Origin of the sequence: Brachybacterium saurashtrense, assembly GCF_003355475.1 — a bacterium.
In the GTDB taxonomy this organism is placed as follows: Bacteria; Actinomycetota; Actinomycetes; order Actinomycetales; family Dermabacteraceae; genus Brachybacterium; species Brachybacterium saurashtrense.
Map to the genome: position 1 here is coordinate 309,696 of NZ_CP031356.1, position 24,907 is coordinate 334,602.

Annotated in this window: 22 protein-coding genes; 5 read left to right on the plus strand and 17 right to left on the minus strand. The window is 74.5% G+C overall.

The window, feature by feature from the left end; genetic code table 11:
- The first annotated feature begins 97 nt into the window (after positions 1-97).
- Positions 98-2,782 (plus strand): S8 family serine peptidase, encoded by a 2,685-nt coding sequence (locus DWV08_RS17250; protein ID WP_115412163.1) that lies wholly within the window; start codon positions 98-100, stop codon positions 2,780-2,782.
- Between the two features lie 104 nt (positions 2,783-2,886).
- On the opposite strand, the gene DWV08_RS01415 is transcribed toward DWV08_RS17250, so the two are convergent.
- The 9 genes from DWV08_RS01415 to DWV08_RS01455 form a co-directional block, all read right to left on the minus strand.
- Positions 2,887-4,035, minus strand: a complete 1,149-nt coding sequence (locus DWV08_RS01415; protein WP_115412164.1) for a sialidase family protein — start codon at positions 4,033-4,035, stop codon at positions 2,887-2,889.
- Positions 4,032-5,276: a sialidase family protein gene (locus DWV08_RS01420; RefSeq protein WP_115412165.1), complete on the minus strand. Its 1,245-nt coding sequence runs from the start codon at positions 5,274-5,276 to the stop codon at positions 4,032-4,034. The genes DWV08_RS01415 and DWV08_RS01420 overlap by 4 nt, the downstream gene beginning before the upstream one ends.
- Before the next feature lie 158 nt (positions 5,277-5,434).
- Positions 5,435-6,118: an N-acetylmannosamine-6-phosphate 2-epimerase gene (locus tag DWV08_RS01425; RefSeq protein WP_115412166.1), complete on the minus strand. Its 684-nt coding sequence runs from the start codon at positions 6,116-6,118 to the stop codon at positions 5,435-5,437.
- 55 nt (positions 6,119-6,173) lie between these two features.
- A complete protein-coding gene (locus tag DWV08_RS01430; protein WP_115412167.1) occupies positions 6,174-7,115 on the minus strand; it encodes an ROK family protein in 942 nt (313 codons plus the stop codon).
- The gene (locus DWV08_RS01435; RefSeq protein ID WP_115412168.1) at positions 7,108-8,049 is read right to left on the minus strand and encodes a dihydrodipicolinate synthase family protein; all 942 of its coding nucleotides are present in this window, start codon (positions 8,047-8,049) and stop codon (positions 7,108-7,110) included. Before DWV08_RS01435 ends, DWV08_RS01430 begins: the two co-directional genes overlap by 8 nt.
- Before the next feature lie 50 nt (positions 8,050-8,099).
- On the minus strand, positions 8,100-8,930 hold the full coding sequence (locus DWV08_RS01440; RefSeq protein WP_115412169.1) for an ABC transporter ATP-binding protein: 831 nt from the start codon (positions 8,928-8,930) through the stop codon (positions 8,100-8,102).
- The gene (locus DWV08_RS01445) at positions 8,927-10,987 is read right to left on the minus strand and encodes a dipeptide/oligopeptide/nickel ABC transporter permease/ATP-binding protein (protein WP_115412170.1); all 2,061 of its coding nucleotides are present in this window, start codon (positions 10,985-10,987) and stop codon (positions 8,927-8,929) included. The genes DWV08_RS01440 and DWV08_RS01445 overlap by 4 nt, the downstream gene beginning before the upstream one ends.
- Position 10,988: 1 nt before the next feature.
- Positions 10,989-11,954 (minus strand): ABC transporter permease, encoded by a 966-nt coding sequence (locus DWV08_RS01450; RefSeq protein WP_115412171.1) that lies wholly within the window; start codon positions 11,952-11,954, stop codon positions 10,989-10,991.
- Positions 11,955-12,065: 111 nt separating this feature from the next.
- Positions 12,066-13,703, minus strand: coding sequence for an ABC transporter substrate-binding protein (locus tag DWV08_RS01455; RefSeq protein WP_115412172.1), 1,638 nt, complete (start codon positions 13,701-13,703; stop codon positions 12,066-12,068).
- A gap of 302 nt (positions 13,704-14,005) precedes the next feature.
- On the opposite strand from DWV08_RS01455, the gene DWV08_RS01460 reads away from it, so the two are divergent.
- Positions 14,006-14,755 carry a FadR/GntR family transcriptional regulator gene (locus DWV08_RS01460; RefSeq protein ID WP_115412173.1) on the plus strand — a complete coding sequence of 250 codons (750 nt, stop codon included), beginning with the start codon at positions 14,006-14,008 and terminating at the stop codon, positions 14,753-14,755.
- 22 nt (positions 14,756-14,777) lie between these two features.
- Positions 14,778-15,299 carry an arsenic metallochaperone ArsD family protein gene (locus DWV08_RS01465; RefSeq protein WP_115412174.1) on the plus strand — a complete coding sequence of 174 codons (522 nt, stop codon included), beginning with the start codon at positions 14,778-14,780 and terminating at the stop codon, positions 15,297-15,299.
- A gap of 102 nt (positions 15,300-15,401) precedes the next feature.
- Here the strand turns inward: DWV08_RS01465 and msrA are convergent, their stop codons facing one another.
- Genes msrA through DWV08_RS01505 form a run of 8 tightly spaced genes read right to left on the minus strand, consistent with a single transcriptional unit; the run spans position 15,402 to position 22,713 of the window.
- Positions 15,402-16,094: a peptide-methionine (S)-S-oxide reductase MsrA gene (gene msrA / locus DWV08_RS01470; protein ID WP_115414861.1), complete on the minus strand. Its 693-nt coding sequence runs from the start codon at positions 16,092-16,094 to the stop codon at positions 15,402-15,404.
- Positions 16,095-16,127: 33 nt separating this feature from the next.
- Positions 16,128-16,679, minus strand: coding sequence for a hypothetical protein (locus tag DWV08_RS17255; RefSeq protein WP_115412175.1), 552 nt, complete (start codon positions 16,677-16,679; stop codon positions 16,128-16,130).
- A complete protein-coding gene (locus tag DWV08_RS01480) occupies positions 16,679-18,016 on the minus strand; it encodes a DUF58 domain-containing protein (RefSeq protein WP_115412176.1) in 1,338 nt (445 codons plus the stop codon). Before DWV08_RS01480 ends, DWV08_RS17255 begins: the two co-directional genes overlap by 1 nt.
- On the minus strand, positions 18,013-19,059 hold the full coding sequence (locus DWV08_RS01485) for an AAA family ATPase (RefSeq protein WP_115412177.1): 1,047 nt from the start codon (positions 19,057-19,059) through the stop codon (positions 18,013-18,015). Before DWV08_RS01485 ends, DWV08_RS01480 begins: the two co-directional genes overlap by 4 nt.
- Complete coding sequence (locus DWV08_RS01490) at positions 19,056-19,562, minus strand: hypothetical protein (RefSeq protein ID WP_115412178.1); 507 nt, start codon at positions 19,560-19,562, stop codon at positions 19,056-19,058. The genes DWV08_RS01485 and DWV08_RS01490 overlap by 4 nt, the downstream gene beginning before the upstream one ends.
- Positions 19,559-20,377, minus strand: coding sequence for a DUF4129 domain-containing protein (locus tag DWV08_RS01495; RefSeq protein ID WP_115412179.1), 819 nt, complete (start codon positions 20,375-20,377; stop codon positions 19,559-19,561). Before DWV08_RS01495 ends, DWV08_RS01490 begins: the two co-directional genes overlap by 4 nt.
- Positions 20,374-21,666 (minus strand): class I SAM-dependent methyltransferase, encoded by a 1,293-nt coding sequence (locus DWV08_RS01500; RefSeq protein ID WP_115412180.1) that lies wholly within the window; start codon positions 21,664-21,666, stop codon positions 20,374-20,376. Before DWV08_RS01500 ends, DWV08_RS01495 begins: the two co-directional genes overlap by 4 nt.
- A gap of 60 nt (positions 21,667-21,726) precedes the next feature.
- Positions 21,727-22,713 (minus strand): NADP-dependent oxidoreductase, encoded by a 987-nt coding sequence (locus DWV08_RS01505; protein WP_115412181.1) that lies wholly within the window; start codon positions 22,711-22,713, stop codon positions 21,727-21,729.
- Positions 22,714-22,858: 145 nt separating this feature from the next.
- Between DWV08_RS01505 and DWV08_RS01510 the strand changes: the two genes are divergently transcribed.
- Complete coding sequence (locus DWV08_RS01510; protein ID WP_115412182.1) at positions 22,859-24,133, plus strand: molybdopterin molybdotransferase MoeA; 1,275 nt, start codon at positions 22,859-22,861, stop codon at positions 24,131-24,133.
- Positions 24,134-24,212: 79 nt separating this feature from the next.
- Positions 24,213-24,857 carry a PH domain-containing protein gene (locus DWV08_RS01515; protein WP_115412183.1) on the plus strand — a complete coding sequence of 215 codons (645 nt, stop codon included), beginning with the start codon at positions 24,213-24,215 and terminating at the stop codon, positions 24,855-24,857.
- Positions 24,858-24,907: the final 50 nt, after the last annotated feature.

The window sequence follows — 24,907 nt, forward strand, 5'->3', positions numbered from 1 at the left end:
TGGACTCGTGATGAACTCCACAGCGGTGTGCACCGGTTGAGTCCGGGCGCGACGCTGCGCAGCTCACCACCCATCCCACCCTCGGAGGAATGCACCCATGCACTTCAACCGTTCAGAACTCCCCAGACCCCGCGGCGCGCTCGCGGCCGGTGCGGGCGCCGCTCTCGTGGCCGGTCTGCTGGCCGGCTCGCCCGCGCTCGCCGACGGTCAGGACTACGAGTCCCTCGGCTCCGCCTCGGACCTCGGCGTCGACGTCCCCACGCCCGACGAGGCCCTGGACGCGGCCGAGGCCGCGATCCCGGGCCGCTGGCTGGTCGAGGTCGAGGGCGCTCCCGTCCAGCGCGGCGGCAGCGCGAACGCCAACTCCCGCGCCCAGGAGCGCGTGCAGCAGCGTGCCGCCTCCGCGGAGATCTCCCTGGACGTCGAGGAGAGCTTCGTCGCGGGCTGGAACGGCATGTCGGTCTCGATGGACGACGCCGACGTCGCCAAGCTCCGCGGGGTCTCCGGCGTCACCGCCGTGTACCCGGTGCTCGAGGTCGATCTGCCCGAGCCCGTCTATGCCTCCCCGGAGGACGTCTACGGCAACGCCATGACCGGCGTGGACCAGGTGCAGGAGGTGGACGGCCTCACCGGCGAGGGCGTCACCGTGGGCGTGATCGACTCCGGCATCGACTACAACCACCCCGACTTCGGCGGCTCCGGCACCGAGGACGAAACCGCCGACTTCCCCGGCGACCGCGTGGTGGGCGGCTACGACTTCGTGGGCGACGACTACGACGCCGGCAGCGGCACCTCCCCGAAGCCCGACGAGTACCCGGACGACTGCGGCGGGCACGGCTCGCACGTGGCCGGCATCATCGGCGCGGACGGCGAGGTGCTGGGCGTGGCCCCCGAGGTGGACCTGATGTCCTACCGCGTCTTCGGCTGCGACGGCTCCAGCAGCACCGACGTGATCCTCGCCGCGATGGAGCAGGCCATGGAGGACGAGGTGGACGTGGTGAACATGTCCCTCGGCGCCAGCTTCATGACCTGGCAGGACTACCCGACCGCGCAGATGTCCGACACGATGAGCGACAACGGCATCACCATGGTGATCTCCGCCGGCAACTCCGGCCGCTCCGGCACCTTCTCCAGCGGCGCCCCCGGCGTCTCCTCCTCGGCGATCACCGTCGCCTCGGTGGACAGCACGCACATACGCTCGACCTACGCCACCGCGGCGGGCCGGGAGATCGGCTACACCTCCGCCACCGGCGCCCCGGAGGCACCCACCTCCGGCGAGCTCACGCTGATCTCCGCCGGCGCACCGGGCACCGAGGCCGCCCAGGCCTGTGACTCCTCCGTGGTGCCGCAGGCCACCGGCGAGGGCCAGGCACTGCTCATCGAGCGCGGCGAATGCAGCTTCCACCTCAAGGCCCTCGCGGGCCAGGAGGCCGGCTACGACGCCGTGATCATGTACAACAACGCGCCCGGCGCCCTGAACCCCACGGTCGAGGGCGACACCGAGATCACCATCCCCGTGGTGATGGCCAGCCAGGAGGACGGTCTCGCCCTCCAGGAGGCGCTCGCCGCCGGCGAGGTGACCTGGGCCTGGCAGGAGGGTACGATCGTGCTCGAGAACGACACCGCCGGCCTCGTCTCCGAGTTCTCCTCCTACGGCCTCACCGCCGAGCTGGAGCTCACGCCCGACGTCGCCGCTCCCGGCGGCTCGATCTGGTCCACCATCCCGCTCGAGCAGGGCGGGCACGGCGCGAAGTCCGGCACCTCGATGGCGGCGCCCCACGTCGCCGGCGCCGCGGCCCTGCTGCTGGAGTCCGCCCCGGAGCTCGAGCCCGGTGACGTGAAGACCGCGATGATGAACACCGCGGACCCGCTCACCTGGTCGCTGATCCCCGATGCGGGCTACCTCGAGCCGGTGCACCGCCAGGGCGCGGGCCTGCTCGACATGGTCGCCGCGGTGCACACCGCCACCCGGGTGGACGAGCCCTCGCTCTCCCTCGGCGAGGGCGAGGACGGACCCCGCACCGTCACGCTCACCGTCCACAACGACTCCGACGTGGAGCAGAGCTACACGGTGGGCGTGCGCCACGGCATCGCCACCGGCCACCCCACCTACAACCCGGAGTTCTACGACGCCCAGGCCACCACGGAGCTCGGCGCCGATACCGTCACCGTGCCCGCGGGCTCCAGCACGGAGCTGACCGTCACCCTCGGCGAGGACTTCGGCGCGGACGGGATCGTCTACGGCGGCTGGATCACCCTCACCGGCGCGGAGGACGACATCGTGGTCCCCTTCGCCGGCCTCTCCGGCGACTACCAGGCCCTGCCGATGTTCTCCGACCAGGGGATCGGCCTGCCGTTCCTGGGGGCCTCCGACGGCGAGGGCTCCATCCTCGGCATCGGTGAGGACGGCCACGAGTTCACCATGCAGGACGGCGACGTCCCGTACCTGGCGTACTACCTGAACTACCCGGCCGAGCGCGTGGAGTTCAGCGCCTACGAGATCCGCTCGAAGGGTCGCCAGAAGGTGGTCAACCCCTCCGTCGGCCTGATCGACGCCTCCGACCACGTGGGACGCTCCGGCGAGCCCGAGGTCTACGGCTGGGACGGCAGCTACTCGCTGAAGAACCAGAAGTCCAAGACCGTGAAGAACGGGGACTACGTGCTCGAGATGCGGGTGCTCAAGCCCCTCGGCGATCCGGAGAACCCGGACCACTGGGAGACCTTCACCTCCCCGCAGTTCACGATCGACAACCCCAGCCCGGGCAAGCCCGGGGCGCGCTGAGCCCCCGGCCCACCGCGGCATGACAGGAGGGCGGCGGCACCATCACGGTGCCGCCGCCCTTCGTCATGTCCGGGTCGCCGGGGAAGACCCGGACCCGGGGCCGCTCAGGCGTCGCCGAGCGTCCCCGGCGCGATCCGCGCCACCCGGATCTCGCGGGCCTCCACCTCCCACAGCACCACGATCGCGCCGTCCTCGAGGCCCTGCACCGCGGAGTAGTCCAGCGGGCCGGGCTCGAACACCAGCAGCTCCCGCCAGGTCGCGCCGTCGTCGTCCGAGGCGCTCAGCGTGCCCCGCACCCGGGCGAAGCGGTCCCAGGCATTGGTGAACAGCAGCTGCCGAGCGCGCGGATCGCCCGCGGGCGCCCCGGGATGCCGGGCGGCGAGCTGGGCGTTGTTGCCCGGGTCCACGAACTGCGGGTCCACGCCGCGGTCCTCCCAGGTGGCGCCGCCGTCCGCGGAGACGGCGATCCGGCGGTGACCGCCGCGCACGTGATCGCGCGAGTTCAGCAGCACCCGCCCGTCGGAGAGCTCCACCACCGTGGTCTCGTCCATGTCCTCGCCCACGGGCTCGCCCCGCTGCCAGGTCTCGCCGTGGTCGTCGGAGAACAGCACGTAGGAGCGCACCACCTCGTCCTCGCGCGGGCCCCGGCCGCCGGCGGCGGCGCCCTCGGCACGGAACCAGCCGCAGTACGGCTGCACCAGGCGCCCGGCGTAGAGGCCGCGCTGCAGCACGATGCCGCTGCCGGAGGTGGGGAACGCGGTGCGCAGCAGCGCCGGCGGGGCGGCGACCTCGGTGACGGAGCGGAAGGCCCAGCTGCGCCCGCCGTCCTCGGAGACGCCCACGGCGGAGCCCATGACGTCGCGGTCCGCATCGTCGGTGCCGGCCAGCGCATCCCAGACCCCGCGGTCCTTGGCGTGGGTGTGGAACACGAACAGCCGCCCGGCGGCGGGGTCGTGGAGGAAGCTCGGGTCGCAGTACCACTGCCTCCCCTTGCGATCCGCGTCCCGCAGCGTCTCCAGCGGGCCCCAGGTGCGGCCCCCGTCCAGGGAGCGGCACTGCACCAGACCCGTCGGGTCCGGCACGTCCTGGCCGGTCTCGCGGCCGTCGAAGGCGGCCAGCAGGTGCCCGCCGCCCAGGGAGATCAGGCCCACGATGCGGTACCGGGGCCACGGCCCCTCCCCGGCCCGGGCCAGCACCGTGTGCGGCACCGGGGCGTCGGGGACGGGGGCCGGGGAGGAGCCGAGGTGGATCATCGCGACAGGATCCAGTCCATGTCCAGGCGCGCGAAGGTGATCGTCTCCTGCGCGGCCTCGTAGAGCAGGCCGAACTCGTCCCCGCCCAGCGGGATGATCACCGAGTACTGGCACGCACCGGGGGCGAACACCCGCTTGCGCGCCCAGGTGGCGCCGTCGTCGGTGGAGATCTCGATGGTGCCGTTCTCCCGCGTGTGCGGCACGTGATCGGCGTGCGAGAACAGCAGCACCTTCGCCTTCGCCGAGCCCTTCGGCGCGTCCGGGTAGGCGCGGGAGAGCTGCGCGTTGTTGCCGGGGTCCACGAGGGAGGGATCGCGGTGGAGATCCTCCCAGGTCTCGCCGCCGTCGTGGCTGTAGGCCACCCAGCGCCGGCCCGTGCGGACGTGCTCGCGCGAGTTCATCATGAGGGTGCCGTCGGAGAGCTCGGCGACCTTGTTCTCGTCCATCTCGGTGCCGACGGGCGTGCCCATGGTCCAGGTCTCGCCGTGATCGTCGGAGTAGACCGAGTACGCGGAGACGTCCTCGCCCCCGGAGCCGTTGCGGAACCAGCCTGCGTACTGCTGGATCAGGCGGCCCTTGTGCGCGCCGTAGCGCAGCTGGATGCCGGCCCCGGAGGAGGCGAACATCGCGCGGCAGTCCTCGGGCTTGACCACTTCGGTGAGGGAGCGGTGCTCCCAGGTGAGCCCGGAGTCGTGGCTGACGGAGAGGTTCGCGCTCATGATGCGGCGATCCTCGTCGTCGTTGCCGTACTCGCCATCCCACACGCCCACGTCCTTGGAGAAGACGCAGAACAGGAAGATCGTGCCGGTCTCGACGTCCACCACGTAGGAGGGGTCGGAGTAGCCGAGCTTCTCCCCGGGCACGGACGACTCGTTGCCGGCGCGCACCACCTCGGGCTCGCCCCAGGTGCGGCCGCCGTCCGTGGACCGACGCTGCCAGATGGAGTTGGGGGAGGGGGAGTCCCCGTGCACGGGGCGCTTGTCGAAGGCGGCCAGCAGATCGCCGTTCGGCGCGACGGCCAGCGCGGGGATGCGGAAGTTCTGCACTCCCCAGTCGCCCGGGGCGGCGAGCACCTGCTCCACGTAGGTGCCGCGACGGCTGCCGTGCTCCTTCACCGGTGGGAGGGCGGCGGTACCGGCGTGCTCGGGCCGCTCCGCGGAGGCGGCAGCGGCGCCGCCTCCCAGCGCAGCGAGGGCGGCGGCGGTGCCCAGCAGGCCGCGGCGGGTCATCGGGATATCCATCGGGTGTTCTCCTTCATCGGGGTTTCCTTCAGGGTCTCGTCCCATGAGGATCACGGGGCGGGGGCTCGGGGCACGCCGTCGAAGGGCTCGAGGCGTGGGGGTGCGCGGCGGGGCCGGTGACAGGTCCGGGCGCACTCGAGTGCACCCGGGGGACGGGGTCAGGCGTCGGTGACGGCGGTGCGGAACCAGGTGGTGAGGGTGGTGGGGTGGGTGATGGCGGTGCCGACGACGACGGCGTGGGCGCCTGCGGTGCGGGCGGCGGCGGCCTGGTCGGGGGTGTGGACGCGGCCTTCGGCCACGAGCGCGGAGGTGGTGGGGAGGCGGCCTGCGAGCTGGTGGAGGAGGTCGAGGTCGGGGCCGGTGGTCTTCTCGCGGGCGGGGGTGTAGCCGGCGAGGGTGGTGCCGATGATGTCGATGCCGAGGTCGGCGGCTGCCAGGGCGGCGTCGAGGCTGTCGCAGTCGGCCATGAGGGGGCCGTCGAAGCGGGTGCGGATCTGCTCGACGGTCTGGGCGAGGGTGCGTCCGTCGGGGCGGGGGCGGGTGGTGCCGTCGAGGGCGAGGATGTCGGCGCCGGCGTCGAGGACGGCGAGGGCGTGGTCGAGGGTGGGGGTGATGAACACGCCGTCGGTGCCGTCCTTCCAGATCCCGATCACGGGGATGTCCACCGCGGCCTTGACGGCGCGGATGTCCTCGAGGCCCTGGGCGCGGACGGCGGAGGCGCCGCCGGTCTCGACGGCGGCGGCGACCTGGGCCATGGTGCGCGGGTCGCGCATCGGCTCGCCGGGGTAGGCCTGGCAGGAGACGATCAGGGTGCCTTCGAGGGCGGAGACCAGAGGATGCACGGCGGTCCTTTCGGGACGGCGGGTCAGCGGCAGGGCAGGTCGGGGAGCGGCGGGATCAGGGGGCGAGCTCGTCGAGCGCGCGAGCGGCGGCGCCCAGCAGCGCGGCGTGGGAGCCCGCACTCGCCGGCAGCACCGGCAGTGTCGCGACCACGTCCATCGCCTCGAGGGCGAGCCCCTCGGCGACGGCCTCGTGCCACAACGGGCCGGCCTCGGCCACCCCGCCGGTGAGCGCGACCGCCTCGGGGTCCAGCACGTTCGCGAGCGCGCCCACGGCCCGGCCGGTGGCGCGCCCGGCGATCCGGCAGGCCCGACGGGCGGGGCCGTCGGCACGGGCGGCCTCGGCCACCAGCGCGCGGCCGTCGGCGAGGGAGCCGTCGGCGCCGAGCCGGTGCGCCAGGTGCACGATCCCGGGCCCGGAGGCGAGCCCCTCCAGGTGCCCGGTGCGGCCGCAGGGGCAGGGCACGCCCTCCGCCTCGGGCACCGGCAGGTGGCCCACGTGGCCCGCCGCGCCGCGGGCACCGGCGAGGATCTGCCCGTCCACGACCAGCGCGCCGCCGATGCCGGTGCCCACGGCGACCAGCAGCAGCGAGGAGCGGCCTCGTCCGGTCCCGAAGCGGGCCTCGCCCAGACCGTGGGCGTGGACGTCGTTGAGCACGGCCACGGGCACCGCGAAGCGCTCTGCGAACGGGGTGCGCACATCGGTGCCCGCCCAGCCGTTGAGGGAGGAGGTGGCATGGGTGACGGTGCCGGCCGCGCCGTCGATCACGCCGGCGCTGGAGAGCCCCACGGCCCGCAGGCCCAGTCCGCCGCGCACACGCTCGGCGAGGTCCAGCGCCGCCCCGAGGATCGCCGTCGCGCCGGCGGCTGCAGGGGTGGGCACCTCCGCCACGCCCTCGAGGCGCGGGCCCGCACCCGCGGCGCCCGGGGCGGCGTCGTGCACCAGGGCGGCACGGATCTTCGTGCCGCCCAGGTCGAGGGCGAGGACCGGCTCAGGCACGGGCGCTCTCGAGCAGCCCCGTGCTCTGCAGGATCCCGCGGATCCGCTGCACGGCCTCGCCCTCGATCGGGGACATCGGGGTCGCCATCGTGTTGGTGGAGACGACGCCCAGCTCCCGCAGCGCCGTCTTGAACGCGCCGACGCCCGCGGCCGGGCCCACCTTGCCGGTGGGCTGGAACACGATCTCGAACAGCGCCGCGAGACGATCCTGCTCGGTGCGCACCTGCTCCCAATCGCCGGCCTGCGCGGCGCGGTGCATCCGCGCGTACCCGGCCGGGTCCACGTTCCCCAGCCCCGGCACGGAGCCGTCGGCGCCGGCGAGGTAGGCGCCGTCCACCACCACCTCGTGGCCGGTGAGCAGCGTGAGCGGGGAGCCGGCCGCCCGGTTCCCGGCGGCCAGGCGGCGGAAGCCCACGTCATCCCCGCTGGAGTCCTTCACCCCGGCGATCACGCCGTCCGATCCCAGGCGCAGCAGCTGCGCGGCGGAGAGCTTGGTGTGCACGCACACGGGGAGGTCGTACGCCCACAACGGGCGGTCGGTCGCAGCAGCGATCGCGCGGAAGTGCGCGTCGATCTCCTCCGGGCCGGTGATCGCGTAGAACGGGGCGGTGGCCACGTAGCCGGCCAGGTCGAAGCGCTCGGCGGCGCGGACGTGCTGGAGCACGCGATCGGTCTGCATGTCGATCACGCCCGCGATCACCGGCACCTGGCCGGCCACGATCCCGGTGACGGCCTCGAGCACCGCCTCGCGGCGGGCATCGTCCCAGAAGGCCACCTCGCCGCTCGAGCCGAGGGCGAAGATGCCGTCCACCCCGCCGTCGAGCAGGTGGGCGACGAGGCGCTCCAGCGAGGGCAGGTCCAGCTCGCCCTCGGCGGTGAGCGGGGTGAGCAGCGGGGGGACCACTCCGGAGAGCGGGGCGGGGGCAGTGGTCATGGCGGTGGAGCTCCTTCGTTCGGCGATGGGGTGCGGGGGAGGCGGTGCGGTCACAGCAGCGACGGCGCCGCGGCCAGCAGCGAGCGGGTGTAGTCGTCCTTCGCCTCGGAGAAGATCTGCGCGGTCGTGCCGTGCTCGACCACCTTCCCGCGGTGCATGACGATCAGGGAGTCGGAGATGAACCGGACCGTGCTCATGTCGTGCGTGATGAACACCAGGCCCAGGCCCAGCTCCCGCTTGAGGTCGGTGAGGAGGTTCAGCACCTGCGCCCGGACGGAGACGTCCAGCGCGCTGGTGGGCTCGTCGGCGACGATGATCTGCGGCTCGAGGGCCAGTGCGCGGGCGATCGCCACGCGCTGGCGCTGGCCGCCGGAGATCTGCCGCGGCAGCACCTCGACGGCCGACTGCGGCAGGCCCACCAGGTGCAGCAGCTCCTTCACCCGGGCCAGGCGCTGGGGCTCGGTGCCGATGCCGTGCACCCGCAGCGGATCCATCAGCGTCTCCCGCACCGGCAGGCGCGGGTTCAGCGCGGTGGAGGGGTCCTGGAACACCACCGAGACCTTCCGGCCCAGCTCCCGGCGGGAGGCGCGGTCGCGGGACAGCGGCAGTCCGTCGAAGGTGACCCGCCCCGCGGTGACCGGCTGCAGGCCGGTCATCACGCGCGCCAGGGTGGACTTGCCGGAGCCGGATTCGCCCACCACGCCGAGCACCTCCCCGCGACGCACCGACAGGCTCACCCCGTCGACGGCGCGGATGGTGTCCGGGCGGAACAGCCCGCCGCTGCGCAGGCGGTGCACCACGTGGACGTCCTGCAGCTCGATCGCGGGGGCGTCCGCCGGGCGCGGGGCGGAGGAGGACTGCGGTGCGGAGTGTGCGGTCATCGCGGATCTCCTGCGAGCGGTGCGGGGACGGTGGAGGTGCTCGCGACGCGGTGGCCCGGGGCACCCACCTCGAGCAGTCGCGGGCGGGTGGTGGGATCGGCCGCGGGGTCGAGCGAGCGCGGGGCGAAGCGGTCCCCGGGGGCGAAGTCCCGCGGGGAGGGCACGGTGCCCGCCACCTGGTGCAGCCGCTCGGCGCCCGCCTCGATCGAGAGCACCGAGCCCAGCAGGCCGCGGGTGTACTCGTGGCGCGGGTCGATGAGCAGCTCGTGGGTGGTGGCCTGCTCGATCACCTGCCCGGCGTACATCACGGTGATGCGGTCGGCGAGCTGGGAGACCAGCGCCAGATCGTGGCTGACGAAGATCATCGCGAAGCCGAGCTCCTCCCGGAGCCGGTTGAGCAGATCCACCACCTGTTTCTGCACGGTGACGTCGAGCGCCGTGGTGGGCTCGTCCGCGATCACCAGCTTCGGGTCGCGGGTGAGGGCCATCGCGATGAGTACCCGCTGGCGCTGACCGCCGGAGAGCTCGTGCGGGTAGGCGGCCAGGGTGCGCTTCGGCTCCAGGCCCACCAGCTCCAGCAGCTCCTCGGCGCTGCGGGTGCCGCCGCGGCGGGTGAGCTGTGCCATCTGGGAGCGGATCAGCATCGAGGGGTTCAGCGAGCTCAGCGCGTCCTGGTAGATCATCGCGATCTCGTGGCCGCGCAGGGCGTTCAGGCGCGTGCCCGGCAGGTCCAGCAGCTCCGTGCCGCCCAGCCGCACCGAGCCGCTGATCCGCGCGGTGCGGGGCAGCAGGCCCATGATCGCCAGGCTCGCCACGGACTTGCCGGAGCCGGATTCGCCCACCAGGCCCATCGTCTCCCCGGGGCGCACCTGGAAGGAGATCCCGTCGAGGATGTCCACGGCGCCGTGCGCCTCGGGGAAGGAGACCCGCAGGTCCTCCACCTCGAGCAGCGGGGCGGCGGTGTCGTCGGCCTCGAGGCGCTCGGGGCGGGCCGTCTCCGCGGCGCGCAGGGCGGCCAGGGAGCGGTGCAGCAGCCGGGTGGCGGTCTCGTGGTCGGTGGCGCCGAGCACGTGGTGCTCGTGCGCCGCGGCGTCCGAGGCCTCGGGGCCCGTCGCGCCCTCGGCGCGGGCGGCTTCGGCCTCGACCTCCGCCTCGGTCATCGACTGCTCGTCGGCCTCGACGTCCACGTCCACCCGCACCCGCGGGCTGGCCATCGCATCGGTGAGGCCCTCGGAGAGGATGTTCAGCGCGAGCGTGGTGAGCAGGATCGCCAGGCCCGGGAAGAAGGTGGGCCACCAGTAGCCCGCCAGCAGCAGCTGCTTGCCGTCGGCGAGGATGTTGCCCCAGGACGGGTTCGGCGGCTGCACGCCGGCGTTGATGAAGGAGAGCGACGCCTCGAGCACGATCGCATCGGCCACCAGCACGGTGGCGAACACCATGATCGGGGCGATGCAGTTGCGGGCCACGTGCTTGACCAGGATCCAGGCGGTGGAGGCGCCCATCACCTGGGAGGCGGCCACGTAGTCCTCGCCGAACTGGGCGAGCACGTTGGCGCGCACCACACGGGCCAGCTGCGGCACGTAGAGGAAGCCGATCGCGAAGATCAGCACCGGCAGCGAGGTGCCGAACACGGCCACGAACACGGCGGCCAGGGCGATGCCGGGGAAGGACATCACCACGTCCAGCACGCGCATGACGACCTCGGAGACCCACTTCCCGGCGGTCGCCGCGATCGAGCCGATCACGGCGGCGGCCACCAGGGCCGCGGCGGTCGCGGCGAGGCCGATCGCGAGGGAGGAGCGGGCGCCGTGGGCGACCCGGGCGAAGATGTCGCGCCCGATCGCGTCGGTGCCCATCCAGTGGTCCCCGCCGGGCGGCTGCACCGGGGTGCCGGTGGCGAGCGGCCCGTGCGGGCTGATCAGCGGGGCGAACACGGCGAGCACGCCCAGCAGCAGCAGGAACACCACCGCGATGCGGCTCGCCCAGGGCAGGGAGGTGACGGGGGCCAGCGGGCTGCCGCTGACGGCCTGGAGGCGGGATCCGAGCTTCGGTCGCATGTCAGATGCTCCTGATCCGAGGATTGACGATGACGTAGAGGAGGTCCACGGCGATGTTCACGACGATGAAGGCGATCGCGACCACCAGGGTCACGCCCTGCACCAGGAACACGTCGTTCCGGGTGACGCCGTCGAGGATGAGCTGGCCCATCGCCTGGATGTTGAAGATGATCTCGATGATCACGGCGCCGCCCATCAGGTAGCCCACCCGCAGGCCCAGCACGGTGATCGGGGTGATCAGGGCGTTGCGCAGCACGTTGCGGCTCACCACCACCGGGTACGGGATGCCGGCGCCCACGGCGGTGCGCACGTAGTCGCGGTCCAGCTCTTCCACCATCGCGGTGCGCACCACACGGATGAGGGAGCCCGCCACGGGGATGCCCAGCGCGAGGGCGGGCAGGGCGATGTTGCGCAGATAGGTGGCGGGATCGTCGAAGAGTCCCACCCAGCGCGTGACCAGGGCGGGGAAGGCACCCCAGCCGCCCGGCACCTCGCCGAGCCACTGGATCAGCAGGATCGCGAGCCAGAAGGAGGGGGTGGCCAGCGAGGCGATGGAGAGCACGCGGATCGCCTGGTCGAGCCAGCGGTCGCGGAACAGCGCCGCGAGCACGCCCAGCACCGTGGCCAGCACGATCGCGATGGCCAGGCCCAGTAAGGTGAGCTGCAGGGTGATCGGGAACGCCTTCGCGACCAGCTCCGTGACGGGGACGTCCCCGCTGCTGGTGCCGAGGTCGCCGTGGAGCAGGCCCCCGAGGAACCGGAAGTACCGCTCCCAGACGGGATCGTTCAGGCCGTTGGCCTCGCGGTAGTTCTCCAGCGCCTCGGTGGAGGCGGATTCGCCGAGGGCGAGGCGCGCGGGATCGGCGGGCGAGAACGACATGATGACGAACACCAGCAGGGTGACGCCGAGGATCATCAGCGGCAGCGCGAGCAGGCGCCGCCCGATCAGTCGGACGAAGTGGGACACGAGGTCCTCCGTGACGTGACGGGGATGGGCAGGAGCGAAGGGAGCGTCAGGACCGGCCGGGCACCAGGGCCCGACGGGTCGGCGGGGGCCGGCCGGTCCCGACGCCGCGGCTCAGGAGGCCTGGGTGGTGCCGACGCCGACGAAGCTCAGGCCCGTCAGCGAGATCGGCGCGAAGTCGACCAGGGTGGTCGGGTCCCAGGCGGTGGGCGCCTTGCGGTGGAAGAGCGGGTACAGCGGCACCTCGTCGGAGAGCAGGTCGAACAGCTCCCCCCAGGTGGACTCCTGCTCCGCCGGATCCGCGGCCTCCAGGCCCTGGGCCAGCAGCTCCTGGACCTTCTCGTAGGAGTCCTGGCCCTTCCAGTGCATGCGGGTGTCGGTCCAGATGTCGCCGCCGTACCACCAGCGCATCAGCAGGTCCGGGTCATTGCCGAACACCGAGGGGTCACCGGGGGCGATGACCACGTCGAAGGCGTCGTCCCCGCCGTCGATCGTGGTGTACACGTCCGAGGACTGCTTCTGCTCGAACTGCACGTCGACCCCGGCCGCGGTGAGGGACTCCTGGATGATCGGGGTGCACTGCGCCACCCAGTCGTGATCCGTGCACAGCAGGCGGAAGCTGGTCAGCCCGGTCTCGGCGAACAGCTCCTTCGCCTTCTCGAGGTCGAGCGAGTAGACGGTGGAGGCCTCCTTGTAGTTCGGGTGCTCCGTCTGCACGAAGCAGCTGGCGGCCTCGGCCTGGCCGGACAGGCCCGTCTCGATCACCTTGTCCATGTCGATCGCGTAGAGGAACGCCTGACGGTTCCGCACGTCGTTGAACGGGTTGTCCTCGCCGTTGTTGAACATCGCGAACAGCAGACCGAAGCCGCCCACGGACTCGACCTCGCCGGTGCCCTGGAGCTGATCGATCGAGAGGTAGGGGACGGAGTCGATGGCCTGGACCGTCTTCGACTGCAGCGCGTTGGTGCGAGTGGACGGATCAGGGATCACCTGCCAGGACATCGTCCTCGCCGCCGCCGGCATCGGGCCGGTGTAGTCGTCGAAGCGCTCGAACTCCACGATCTTCGAGGCGGCGGAGTTGTCGGTCATCTGCCAGGGGCCGGTGCCCACGGGGTTCGCGTCGAAGGCGTCGGGATCGGCCTCGACCGCGGCCCGGGGCACGATCTTCACCGTGGAGAGCCGCTCGGCGAACACGCCGGTGGGGTGCTTCAGGGAGAAGGTGACGGTGGTGTCGTCCTTCGCCTCGACCGCTTCGATGAACGGGATGAACTGCGCGTACAGCGAGGTGTTGGCCGGGTCGAGCACGCGCTCGAAGGAGAACACCACGTCCTCGGCGGTCACCGGCGAGCCGTCGTGGAACACGGCGCCCTCGCGCAGGGTCACGTCCACGCTGTCGCCCTCGGCGCTGGGGGTCTCGGTGGCCAGGGCCGCGTACACCTCGCGGGTGACGGGGTGCAGCTCGGTGAGGCCCTCGAGGGTGTGCCAGTTGACGGCGACGGTGAGCGCCGACGTGGTGGTCATGGGGTCGTACCCGTTGGTGCCCAGCTCGTAGCTGATCGCGGCGGTGAGGTGGCCGTCCGGGTCCGCCTCGCCGGCGGCCGTGCCGCCGCCCTCGGAGCCGCCGCCGCCGGAGCCGCTGTCGCGGGGGGCGCAGGCGCCGATGCCGGCGACGATGCCGGCCGCGCTCGCGATGAGGGCGCTGCCGCGGAGGAATCCGCGCCTGCCGATGGGGCCTGTGGTGCTGTCGATCACCGTTGATCCGTCCCTTCTGGGTGGTCCCGGCGCGCGCCGCGCCGGGGTGGTGGGACGTCCGTCCTCGTCATCCGGCGGATGCCCCGCCACCATGCGAAGATCAGACGTATGATGTCTGATGACTCGAGACAGTACATCACGGATCCGGTGATCGCCACCACCGAGGGCGGCGGTCGTGACCGATCGGTGACCAACGCGGCAGAGCGCCGCGCCGTGAGTCCGCGACGGCCGCCCGGCGGTCGTGGTCACGGCAGAATGGACCGTGCCGCACACCGCGGCGCCGGTCCGGGAGGGGAGAGAGCATGATGCGCAGCAAGGGGACCGGGAACGTGGCCGTCGAGCGCATCCAGGACCTGATCCTGGCCGAGAAGCTGGTGCCGGGGGACCCGATGCCCACCGAGAGCGCGCTGTGCGAGCGCCTGGAGATCTCGCGCTCCTCGGTGCGGGAGGCGATGCGCACCCTCGCCTCGCTGGACATCGTGGAGGTGCGCCACGGCCACGGCACCTTCGTGGGCCAGCTCTCGCTCTCCCCGCTGGTGGACGGGCTGCTGTTCCGGGCCCGCATGAACGACGGCAACGACCTGCGCGCCCTGCGCGAGGTGGTGGAGCTGCGGATCGCGATCGACCTCTCCGTGGCCGAGCAGCTGGTGGAGATCTACCGCGACTCCCACAATCCCGAGCTGGAGGGCCTGGTGGAGCAGATGCGGGAGCTGGCCGGGGACGGCCGCCCGTTCCCGGAGGCCGACGCCGCCTTCCACTCCGCCCTGTTCGAGCGGCTGGACAACGGGCTGCTGCGGCAGTTGGCGCAGGCCTTCTGGGAGATCCACACCGTGGCGGTGCCGCTGCTGCAGGTGCCGCCCGCCGAGGACATCCTCGACACCGTCGAGGCGCACCGGGCGATGCTCAGCGCGCTCGAGGCCGGCGACGCCGCCGCCTACCGGGAGGCCGTGATCGCCCACTACCGGCCGCTGGGGCGGGTGCTGGACGCCGCGGCGACCGCCGCGGACCGCGGGGAGGCGGGCGCCGACGCGGTGGAGGCGGGCGTCCGCTGAGCCGGGGGACTACCGTGGCTCCATGAGCGATCCGCACGAGAGCGCGCCGCTGGCCGCGCTGGACATCTTCCTCCCTTCGCCCCCGGCGGACCGGGACGCGCAGGAGGCCTTCCTCGACGAGGCCGCCGTGCTCGCGGAAGCCGGCCACCCGATCACCGTGTACCTGCAGGACGAGGACGCCTGGGCCTTCGCGCAGTGCGAGCCGGTGGCGGAGCTGCTGGCCTCCGCCGGGGACGCGGTGCTGCCGGTGACTCTGCTGGGCGCGGACATCGTGGTGAGCTCGGTCTATCCCACGGCCGCGCAGATGGAGCGGTTCACGCGCTCCGGCGGCGCGCCCCGCGAGCGGCCCTCCGCCGCGGCGGCCGCCTGCGGGCCGGGCGGGGCACCGGGCGGGGCCGCCCCGATGCCGCGCGAGGCCGGCGGCTTCGCCGCGCAGCTGCTGGGCGTCGCCCCCGCGCGTCCGCGCCCCGAGGGCGGGCCGGACATCGGCGGCCGACGCAACCTCATGGGCGGCGACGTCGGGGACGGGCTTCCTGAGCGCTGACGCGCCGGCCCAGAACGGGACGGCGCCGACGAGCGCCCCGCCGGCCGGTTCCGTGCGGGCCCGTCCCGTGCCGAGCGGCCGGTCCCGTGCCGATCCGTCGGGTCAGAGCGCGCAGGCCACCCCGTTGAACCCGTGGTTGCAGTAGCCGCCGGGGTTCGCCGCCAGGTACTGCTGGTGCACGGGCTCGGCGGTGTAGTACACGCCGTCGCCGGCCTCGGCCAGCGGGGACAGCTCGGTGGTGATGGCGCCGCGCCCGGCCGCGTCCAGCGCCTCCTGGTAGCGCACGGCGGAGTCCCGCACCACCTCGCCCTGCGCGGGCGTGGTCCAGTACACGGCGCTGCGGTACTCGGTGCCCACGTCGTTGCCCTGCCGGTTCGCGGTGGTGGGATCGTGCTGCTGCCAGAACTGGGTGAGCAGCGCCCGCAGCGTCTCCTCGCCGCCGGAGTAGATCACCCGCACCGCCTCGGTGTGGCCGGTGCGGGCGGAGAACACCTCCTCGTAGGTGGGGTGCGGCGTGAAGCCGCCCGCGTAGCCGCAGGAGGTGGTGTGCACGCCCGGCACCTGCCAGGCGATCCGCTCGATGCCCCAGAAGCAGCCTCCCGCCAGGAGGATCTCCTCGGTGCCCGCGGGCCAGGGGCGCGGGTCCGTGGGGGCGTCGGGGCCCAGCATGTCCGTGCCCAGCACCGCGTGCTCGCGCGCGAGCGGGTAGGGGTACCGGTCACGACCGGGCAGGGCCTCCTCCCGCGAGACCCGCTCCTTCTTGTGCCCGTACAGGAGATCCATCATCTGCCACATGGGGTCCACCGTAGACCTCCGCGCCCCCGGGGGTCACCGCTGCCGGGGCAGCACCGTGAGGAACAGGACGATCGCGGCGAGCACCCCGATCACCATCATCCAGGCGCCCAGGTGCACTCCGGAGAGCAGCACCACCAGCCCGGCGGCGACGGCGCTCAGCGCCAGCACGGGCACCAGGCCCCTCGCGGCCAGCCGCCACGCGGAGGGGGCGAGCTCCCCGTGCACCGGGATCGTCGCGGCGAGGGCGAAGGCGGCATGGCCCAGCAGCAGCGCCAGGCCGATCCCCCCGGCCCGCAGCATCGGGGTGTCCCCCTGCGCCACCAGCGCGATCAGCAGGGCCACGGGGGGCACGAGGCCCAGGTCGGTGTCCGGTCGCAGGCACTGCGCCAGCAGGCCGACGCCCACCACCAGCGCCAGCAGCACGGCGCCGGAGTGCGCGAGCAGCGCCGTCGGGCCCACGGTGAGCACCAGGGCGAGCAGGGTCGCTCCGGTGCCCAGGCCGCGCAGCAGCCATTGGCTGCGGCCCACCGTGCGCAGGGCGAGCAGGCGCCGCGCGATCGGGTCCAGCAGGTCGGGGGTGCGCATCAGGACCTCCTCCGCCGGGGCGCGGTGCGGGCCACGGAGAGGGACAGCAGCACCGGGGCGAGCGAGCTCGGGCCCTCCCAGGCGGTCACCGGCACCCCGGCCTCGCGCAGCTCCCGCACCGTCCGCTCGCGCTGCATCCGGCGCATCGCCCAGGCCTCCGGCCAGAACCTGTCCGAGACCTGCCCGTCCACGCGCAGCGGCCGGCCGGCGAGCACGGAGGCGTCCCCCACGCTGGGCGGAAGGGTGTCTACCACGATCACGTCCGCGCCGTGGGCCACCAGCACCCCGATCTGTGCGATCGCGTCCCGGCTGAGCAGCGGGGAGCACACCGCCGTGAGCGTCCCCGGGCGCACCGTGTGCAGGCGACGGGCCGGCCGGCCGGCGCCGTCGTCCCGGCCCGCGCGGGACAGCGCCGTGGTGAGCACCCGCAGCTGCCGGGGGCCGGAGCCCGGCGCGACCGGGCCGATCAGGTGACCGATGTCGAACAGGGAGACCCTGTCCCCGGCGGCGAGGTAGTGCCGGGCGATCGCCGAGGTGGCGCGCACGGTCATGTCGAGGCTGCTGGGGGCGTCCGGGGCGGCCCAGGGGGCGGGGCCCACGTCCGCGAGGGTGTCGGTGACCACCAGCACGTCCGTGTCCTGCTCGGTGAACGTGGCGTTGGTGTGCAGCTCGCCGGTGCGGCTGGTCACGCGCCAGTTGATGCGGTGCAGGCGGTCCCCGGGGCGGAAGGCGCGCACCTCGGACAGCGCCGTGCCGTCGCCGCGGCGCCGGGACAGGTGCACCCCGCTCACCCCGATCGGCGTGGGCACCGACACCGGCGCGTCCAGCACCGTGGAGGCCGGCACCACCTGCACGTCCGCGGGCGGGAGAGTGCGCTGGGCGCGGTACGCCCCCAGCGCGTCGGCCACCAGCACGTGCACCGGGCCCACGCGGAGCCGCCCCCAGCGGTGGGAGGTGACGTGCAGACGCACCGCACCGTCCCCGCCGAGAGCACCGTGCCGGGGTGCGAGAGCGGCGCGCGGGATCCGGGGGAGGGTGGCGGCGACGAGGGTGCCGGGCGCGCTCCGCACCGACAGGGCCACGCTGCCGCCCTCCTCGATGCTGCGACGGTTCACGCGCCGCACCGGGTCCACGACTGTGCGCTCCTCCCCGCGGGCGATCCGTCGCGCCAGCGCCATGAGCGCCCAGAGCAGCAGCGGCAGGCCCACCAGCACCAGCTCGGGGCGGCCCAGCACCAGGGCGAGCGCGCTCGCGGCGCCGCCCGCCACGGCGGCCCGGACCAGCGCCGCCGTGGGCCGGGTGCGCAGCTCGTCGAGCTGCGCGGAGGGCGAGGTCACGCCGAGGCCCCGACGGGCGCCTCGCTCGCGGCGGGCACCGGCACCTGCTGGAGCACGGCCTCGACCACCCCGGCGCCGGTCGCGTTCTGGAGCCACAGCTCGGGCTTGACGGTGACGCGGTGGTCCAGCGCCGCGTGCGCGAGCTCCTTGACGTCCTCCGGGATCACGTAGGAGCGGCCCCGGATCAGGGCGAGCGCCCGTGCGCAGACGATCAGGGCGAGGGTGCCGCGGGGGGAGGCGCCCACCAGGGCGTGCTGATGGTCGCGGGTCGCGGCGACCAGCTCCACCGCGTAGCGGCCCACGGCGTCCTCGACGTGCACGTCCTCCACGGCCTGCTGCACCGCGAGCAGCCCGTCGGCGTCCAGCACCGTCGCGACGCTCTGCTCCTCGCGACGGCGGTCGAGGCGGCGCGAGACCACCTCCCACTCCTCCGCGGCGGTGGGGTAGCCGAAGGAGAGTCGCAGCAGGAAGCGGTCCAGCTGCGCCTCCGGCAGCGGGTAGGTGCCCTCGTGCTCCACGGGGTTCGCGGTGGCCAGCACGTGGAACGGCCGCGGCAGCGGGCGGGTGGTGCCCTCCACCGAGACCTGCCGCTCCTGCATCGCCTCCAGCAGCGCGGACTGGGTCTTGGGCGGGGTGCGGTTGATCTCGTCGGCCAGCAGCAGCCCGGTGAACACGGGCCCCGGCCGGAACACGAACTCTCCGGTGCGCTGGTCGAACACCTCGGCGCCGGTGAGATCGGCGGGCAGGAGGTCCGGGGTGAACTGGGCCCGGGTGAACTCCAGGCCCAGGGCCTGCGCGAAGGAGCGTGCCGCGAGCGTCTTGCCCAGGCCCGGCAGATCTTCGAGCAGCACGTGACCGCCGGCGAGGATGCCGGCGAGCACCAGCTCGAGGGAGGAGCGCTTGCCCACCACGGCGGTCTCGACCGCGTCGAGCACGGACGCGGCGGCGGCCGACGCCTCGGCGCCGGTCAGCGGCGCCCGGTCCGCGGGCGGGGCGGGCGTCGGCGCAGAGGCGTCGGGGGCGGGGGCGTGCGGGTCGGTCATGGGGTCCTCTCCTCGCGCGGGGCGAGCTCTCTCAGGAAGCGGTGCAGGCGGGCACGGTCGAGGGCGGGCACGGGATGCGCCTCGGCGTCGGGCTGCCGGGCGGTCTCGAGCAGCGCCGTCAGCTCGGGGCTCAGCGGCGGGGCGTCCGGGTCGTGGGCGCGCTCGTCGGCGATCTCGCCGAGCACGCGGGCGAGGCCGCGGGCGGTCATGCGGCGCCGCGGCTGGGCGCTGTAGGCGAGGTCCTCCAGCCGCCGCACCCGGCCGTCCTGCGCATGCGGCAGGGCGTAGTCGACGTCGAGGTCCAGGGCGGGGGCGTGGAGCCGGTCGGCGCGGTCCGCGCCCTGGTCCACGATCCACGCGATCGCCCCGCCGGCCAGGCCCAGGGACAGCAGCACCGGCACGGGCAGGAACAGGCCCACCAGGGCGGCCACCGCCCACACCACCAGGGCGAGCGCGGTGCCGAGCGCGAGCCGCACCAGCAGCGGCACCCAGGGGCGGCTCATCGCCGGCCCTCCTGTGCAGGGGCGGCGGCGAGCTCGTCGGAGAGGCGCTCGAGGTGGCCCAGCGCCTCGTCGCGGGCGTCCTCGTCCAGCGGGGCGGGATCGAACAGGGCCCGGCGGTAGAGGTGGGAGAGGCGCTCCAGGGCGGTGCGGTCCACCGGCTGCGCCCCGAGCACCGTCACCACGTACTCCAGGGTGGTCTGGGCCGGGTCACGGCGCACGCCGGCGGCGGCGACGGCCCGCTCCAGGGCGAGCCAGGCCGCGATCACCGCGTCGTGCGGGTCCCCGAGGGCGGCCAGGCGTGCGCGCGCCTCCTGCACCGCGGCTCGCGCCTGCACCACCGTGAGCTCCTCCTCCGCGAGGTCGGCGAGGGCCGGGGCGGGCCGGGCCAGCTGCCGCATCCGCAGCGCCACCCAGACCACCGCGATCAGCAGCACCACGCCGAGGGCGATCAGGGCCACGATCACCCCGGTGTGGGTGCCGTCCGGGTCCGGGGGCCGGGTGGTGACGTCCGCCGTGGACCAGTCCGGCTCGGAGTACGGCTCCCTCTGCGGGAGCCACCGGTACTCGCCCTCGGTGTCGCCGCGGTAGACGGCGCCGGGCCCGCGGTCGGCGGCGGCGCCCAGGGTGACCAGGCCGATCGCCGCCAGCGACACCACCACCAGCATCGCCGCCACCAGGCGCCGGTGCCCGGCCCGGGCCGGGCCCGACGCGGCGGGAGAGGCGGTGGTGCTCGCGGCGGACGGGCCCGCGGCGGAGTGGCCCGCGGCGGAGGGGCCGGAGGCGGTGCTGCCCGGGGCGGGCGGGAGGGCGCTCATCGAGAGCCTCCGTCCCCGCCCGGCGCGGCGCCGTCGGGGGACTGCGCCGCGTGCGGGGAGGCCACGATCACGGACTGCTCGCCGTCGATGCGGGTGAGGATCAGGGTGGCGGAGCCGTCGCCGAAGCGACGCGGTCGCAGCTTCCGGCGCAGCTCCTCCGGCTCCACGGCGGTGCCCCGCTTCTTGATCTCGAGCACCCCGAGCCGGTGCTCGCGCAGGTAGGAGGTGAGGCGCTTGAGGGAGAAGGGCATCACGTCCCGCACCGCGTAGCCGCGGGCGAAGGGAGTGGAGAGCCGCCGGTCGCCGGTGAGGTAGGCGATGGTGGGGTCGAGGGTGCGGGCCCCGAGCCGGTCCGCGAGCGTGCCGATCAGCCCCGCCCGGATCACCGCCCCGTCGGGCTCGTACAGGTGCGCGCCCGGCGGCCCGGGCAGCGGATCGGCGGGGGCGTCGGCCCCGCGATCCAGCCGGTGGGTGCCGCTGCGGTCCAGCACCAGGGCGGAGGAGCGCACCCCCTCGCGCGCCAGCGGGCCGAACCACGCCGTCGCCTCCAGCACCTGGCCGTGGAAGGAGAGCCACTGCACCTCGACGTCCTCGTCCAGCGCCTCGCGGTCCACGGCCGGCCCGAGCTTGGCGCCCACCGGCCCCGCCGCGCCGTCGCGGCCCCTCCGGGCGGCGAGCTCCGCGACGGCGGAGAGCGGCGGCTCGTACTCCTCGGGGTCGTGCAGGCGGCGGGTGCGGCCCCGGGCCGATGCCCGACGGGCCGGGTCCAGCCAGATCCCCTCCGTGGCGTGCGGGTCGTGATCCTCCACCCGGCCCAGCTGCGCGCGGGCGTGGGGGAAGGGCCGCAGGTTCACGGTCGCGACCGCGACGGTGGCCGGGTCGCGGTCCACCGCGAGCACGTCCAGGCCCAGGCCGGCCAGCGCCATCGAGTCCCCGCCGATGCCGCAGCCGAGGTCCGCCACGCTCGCCACGCCCGCGCGGTGGAAGCGGTCGGCATGGAGGGCGGCGACCGGGAGGCGCGTGGCCTGTTCGAGGCCGTGCGGGGTGAACAGCATCGAGGCGGCGAACTCGCCGAACTTGTCCGCGGCGCGGGTGCGCAGGCGGGACTGGGTGAGCACCGCGGAGACCAGCTCCGGGGGATGGCCGGCCTCGCGCAGCCGCGCGGCCTGGCGCAGCGCCTCCTCCTCCCGGTAGGGAGGCAGCGAGTCCAGCACCGCCCAGCCCTCGGGCCGCAGCACGGGCTCCAGGGCCTGGAGGGCGGACTCGGCGTCGTCGGCGGGAGGGACCATTGCCCGAGCCTATCGTCCGGACAGGCGTCCGGGACCGCACCCGCCGCCGGGCGCGGCGGCTCAGGCCCGCAGGTCGAGAACCAGCTTGCCGCGGGTGTGGCCCTCCTCGAGGCGGCGATGCGCCTCCGCGATCTCCGCGACGGGCAGCACCTCGGAGACCTCCAGCGGGTAGCGACCCGCGCGGATGCCCTGGGCGAGACGGTCCAGCCGGTCCCGCCCGGGCACGATCGCCGGGATCCGCGCCTCGAGGCCGCGCTCGAGCGCGGGGGAGAGGTCCGCCAAGGTGGGCAGGGCGACGATCCGGCCGCCGTCGGCGAGCTGGTCGAGGCTGGGCAGGAAGGTGGAGTGGTAGTGGGTGTCCAGCACCACGTCCACCCCGCGACCCTCGGTGAGGCGCTGCAGCTCGGCCTCCCAGTCCAGGGCGTCGTAGGCCAGCGGCACGGCGCCCAGCTCACGGATCCGCTCGGCGTTCGCCGCGCGCCCGGTGGCGTACACGGCGGAGGCGCCCGCCTCCTGCACCATCGGGATCAGCAGCTGGCCCACCCCGCCGGCGCCGCCGTGCACCAGCACGCTCTCGCCCTTCGCCACACGGGCGGTGTCCTGCACGGTCGCGATCGCGGTGAGACCCACCAGCGCCAGGCCCGCCCAGCGGGGGAGGTCCTCCTCGGGGATCTCCCCGGGGATCGGGGCGAGATCGTCCGCGGAGATCGCGATCACCTCGGCGGCCACGCCGCGCGGATCCTCCGGGCCGCGCATGCCGAACACGCGGGTGCCCACGGTGAGCCCGCGCGAGCCGAGCTCGGCCTCGTCCAGCTCCGAGCCCGCCCCGATCACGGTCCCGGCCATCTCCCGGCCGGTGCCGGCGGGCAGCGCCAGATCCTTCGCCCGCCCGGAGGAGCCGTCGCGGATCTTGAAGTCCAGCGGGTTCAGGCCCGCGAAGGCCACCTGCACCAGCACCTCGCCCGGGGCGGGCTCCGGTGTGGGCGCATCGGTGTGGAGGGTCAGGACCTCGGGGCCGCCGAAGCGGTCGAATCGGATCTCGCGCATACCCCCATCATGCACCCCCGGACCCACCCGCGGCACGGCCCGGACGGCCCGGCCCCGCCGTGCTCCGTGAGGGATGATGACAGGACGAGACTCGACACGACCGCCCCGTCGGCTCGAGCGCGCCGCCCACCCCCTCCGGAGGACCATGAGCACCCGCCGACCCACGCCCGTGCAGTGGCGCGAGGAGCTCCTCGCCGCGATCTCGCTCGACCGCTCGGCGGAGCGGCTCCCGCTCGAGAAGGCGCGCGGGATGGTGCTCGCCGCGCCGGTGCGCAGCCCCGAGGCGCTCCCGCCCGTCCCCCTGGCCGCGATGGACGGCTTCGCGGTGCGGCGAGCGGAGCTCACCGCCCCCGGCACCACCACGCTGCCTGTCCTCGCCGAGCTGCCCGCCCGGCCCGGCGCCGTCGGCCCCCTGCCCCCGGGCGCCGCCGCCCGGATCATGACCGGCGCCCCCGTGCCCCGCGGCGCCGACGCCGTGATCGAGGTCGAGGCGACCGACGCCGACCCCTTCGGCCCCGTCCCCGCCGAGGTGGCTCTCACGCTCCCGGACCTGCCCGTCCCCGGCCGGCACGTGCGCGCACCGGGGGAGGAGATCGCGGCCGGTGCCGTGCTCGCCGAGTCCGGGGACCGGGTGGGCGCCGGCCTGCTGGGCCTGGCCCGCACCCTCGGGATCGCCCACCTGGACGTGCAGCGCCGCGTGAGGGTGGCCGTCGTGGTCACCGGGGACGAGCTCGCCCCCGCCGCGGGCACCGGGGCCGGGCCGGCTCCGGCCGTGGGCGCGGTGCGCGAGTCCAACGGCGCCATGCTCACCACGGCGCTCGCCGTCGACGGCGCGGCGCCGCTGCCCGCCCGGCGCTGCGGGGACCGGCACGAGGAGCTGCGCCGCACGCTCGCCGACGCCGCCGCCGAGGCGGACCTCGTGCTCACCACCGGAGGCATCGGCCACGGGGCCTTCGACGTGGTCAAGACGCTGCTGGGGTCGCGGGGGAGCGGCACCTCCCGCTTCGCCCACCTGGCCCTGCGCCCCGGCGGGCCCCAGGGGCACGGCACCCTGCCCGGCGGCGTGCCCGTGGTGCATCTGCCGGGCACCCCCGTGGGTGCCTTCGTGGGCTACCACCTCTTCGTGCGCCCGCTGCTCCTGGGCGGGGCCGCCGCACCGCGACGGGTGCGCTGGGCCGACGTCCCGGGCGGCACCGCCCCCCGGGAGCCCTCCCGTGCAGGGCGCTCCGGCGGCGTGCACGCACAGCCCGGCCGGCTGGGACGTGCCGCCGACGGCGCCGAGACCGTCGCCCTGCTGCCCGGCAGCCGTCTGGCCCCCTACGGGCGGGCCGACGCGATCGTGCTGTGCGAGGCCGCCGGCGGAGGGGCGCACGCCGGGAACGACGACGGCACCGTGCTGGTGCTCCCTCTGACCGCCTGACCGCCCGACCGGCTGACCATCCGTCGCCCGCGGCCCGGCCCGATTCGGGAGGTGGGGCCGGCTTCGCTACCGTGGGCGCATGCCGCACGATGAGCCCTCGAGCCCCCCGGAACATGACGATGCCATCGCGCTGCGCCCCCGCAGCGCGACGGTGATCTCCCTCCTCGTCTGGGTGCTCGGCGCCGGTCTCGCGATCGATGCCGTGCTGCGCGCCGGCTGGCAGGGCGTGGCCGTGCTGCCGGTGCCGGTGCTGATCATGGCGCTGGTGTGGGCGGTGCTCTGGCTGCCGCGGGTGGTGGTGCACCGCGACCGCGTCGAGGTGCGCAACATCGTCGTCACCCATCACGTGCCCTTCGCCGCCCTGGAGAAGGTGCGGCTGGGCGCGATGCTGCGACTCGACGTCGCCGGCCCGTCCGGGGTGCGCACCCTCACCGCGTGGAACGCCCCCGCGCTGGGCCGGGAGAACCCGCTGCGCCGCGAGGCCGTGATCCACGAGCAGAACCTGCGCGGACGCGGCCTCACCCGCTCCGAGAAGCTCGCCCACGACCAGCAGCGCTCCCGCTCGGCGGTGCTCGAGGAACGATTCGTGGCGTGGATGGCGCAGCAGCGCGGCGCGCAGGGCGCACCCGGCGGCGACGCCCGCGTCTCCACCCGCCCCAACCTGCTGCCCCTCGCGGTGCTCGCCGTCTGCGTGCTGCTGGTGCTCGCCCGCACGATGCTCTGAGCACGCCCCGCACGCACGGAGGAGGGGCCGGACCGCCGCAGCGGTCCGGC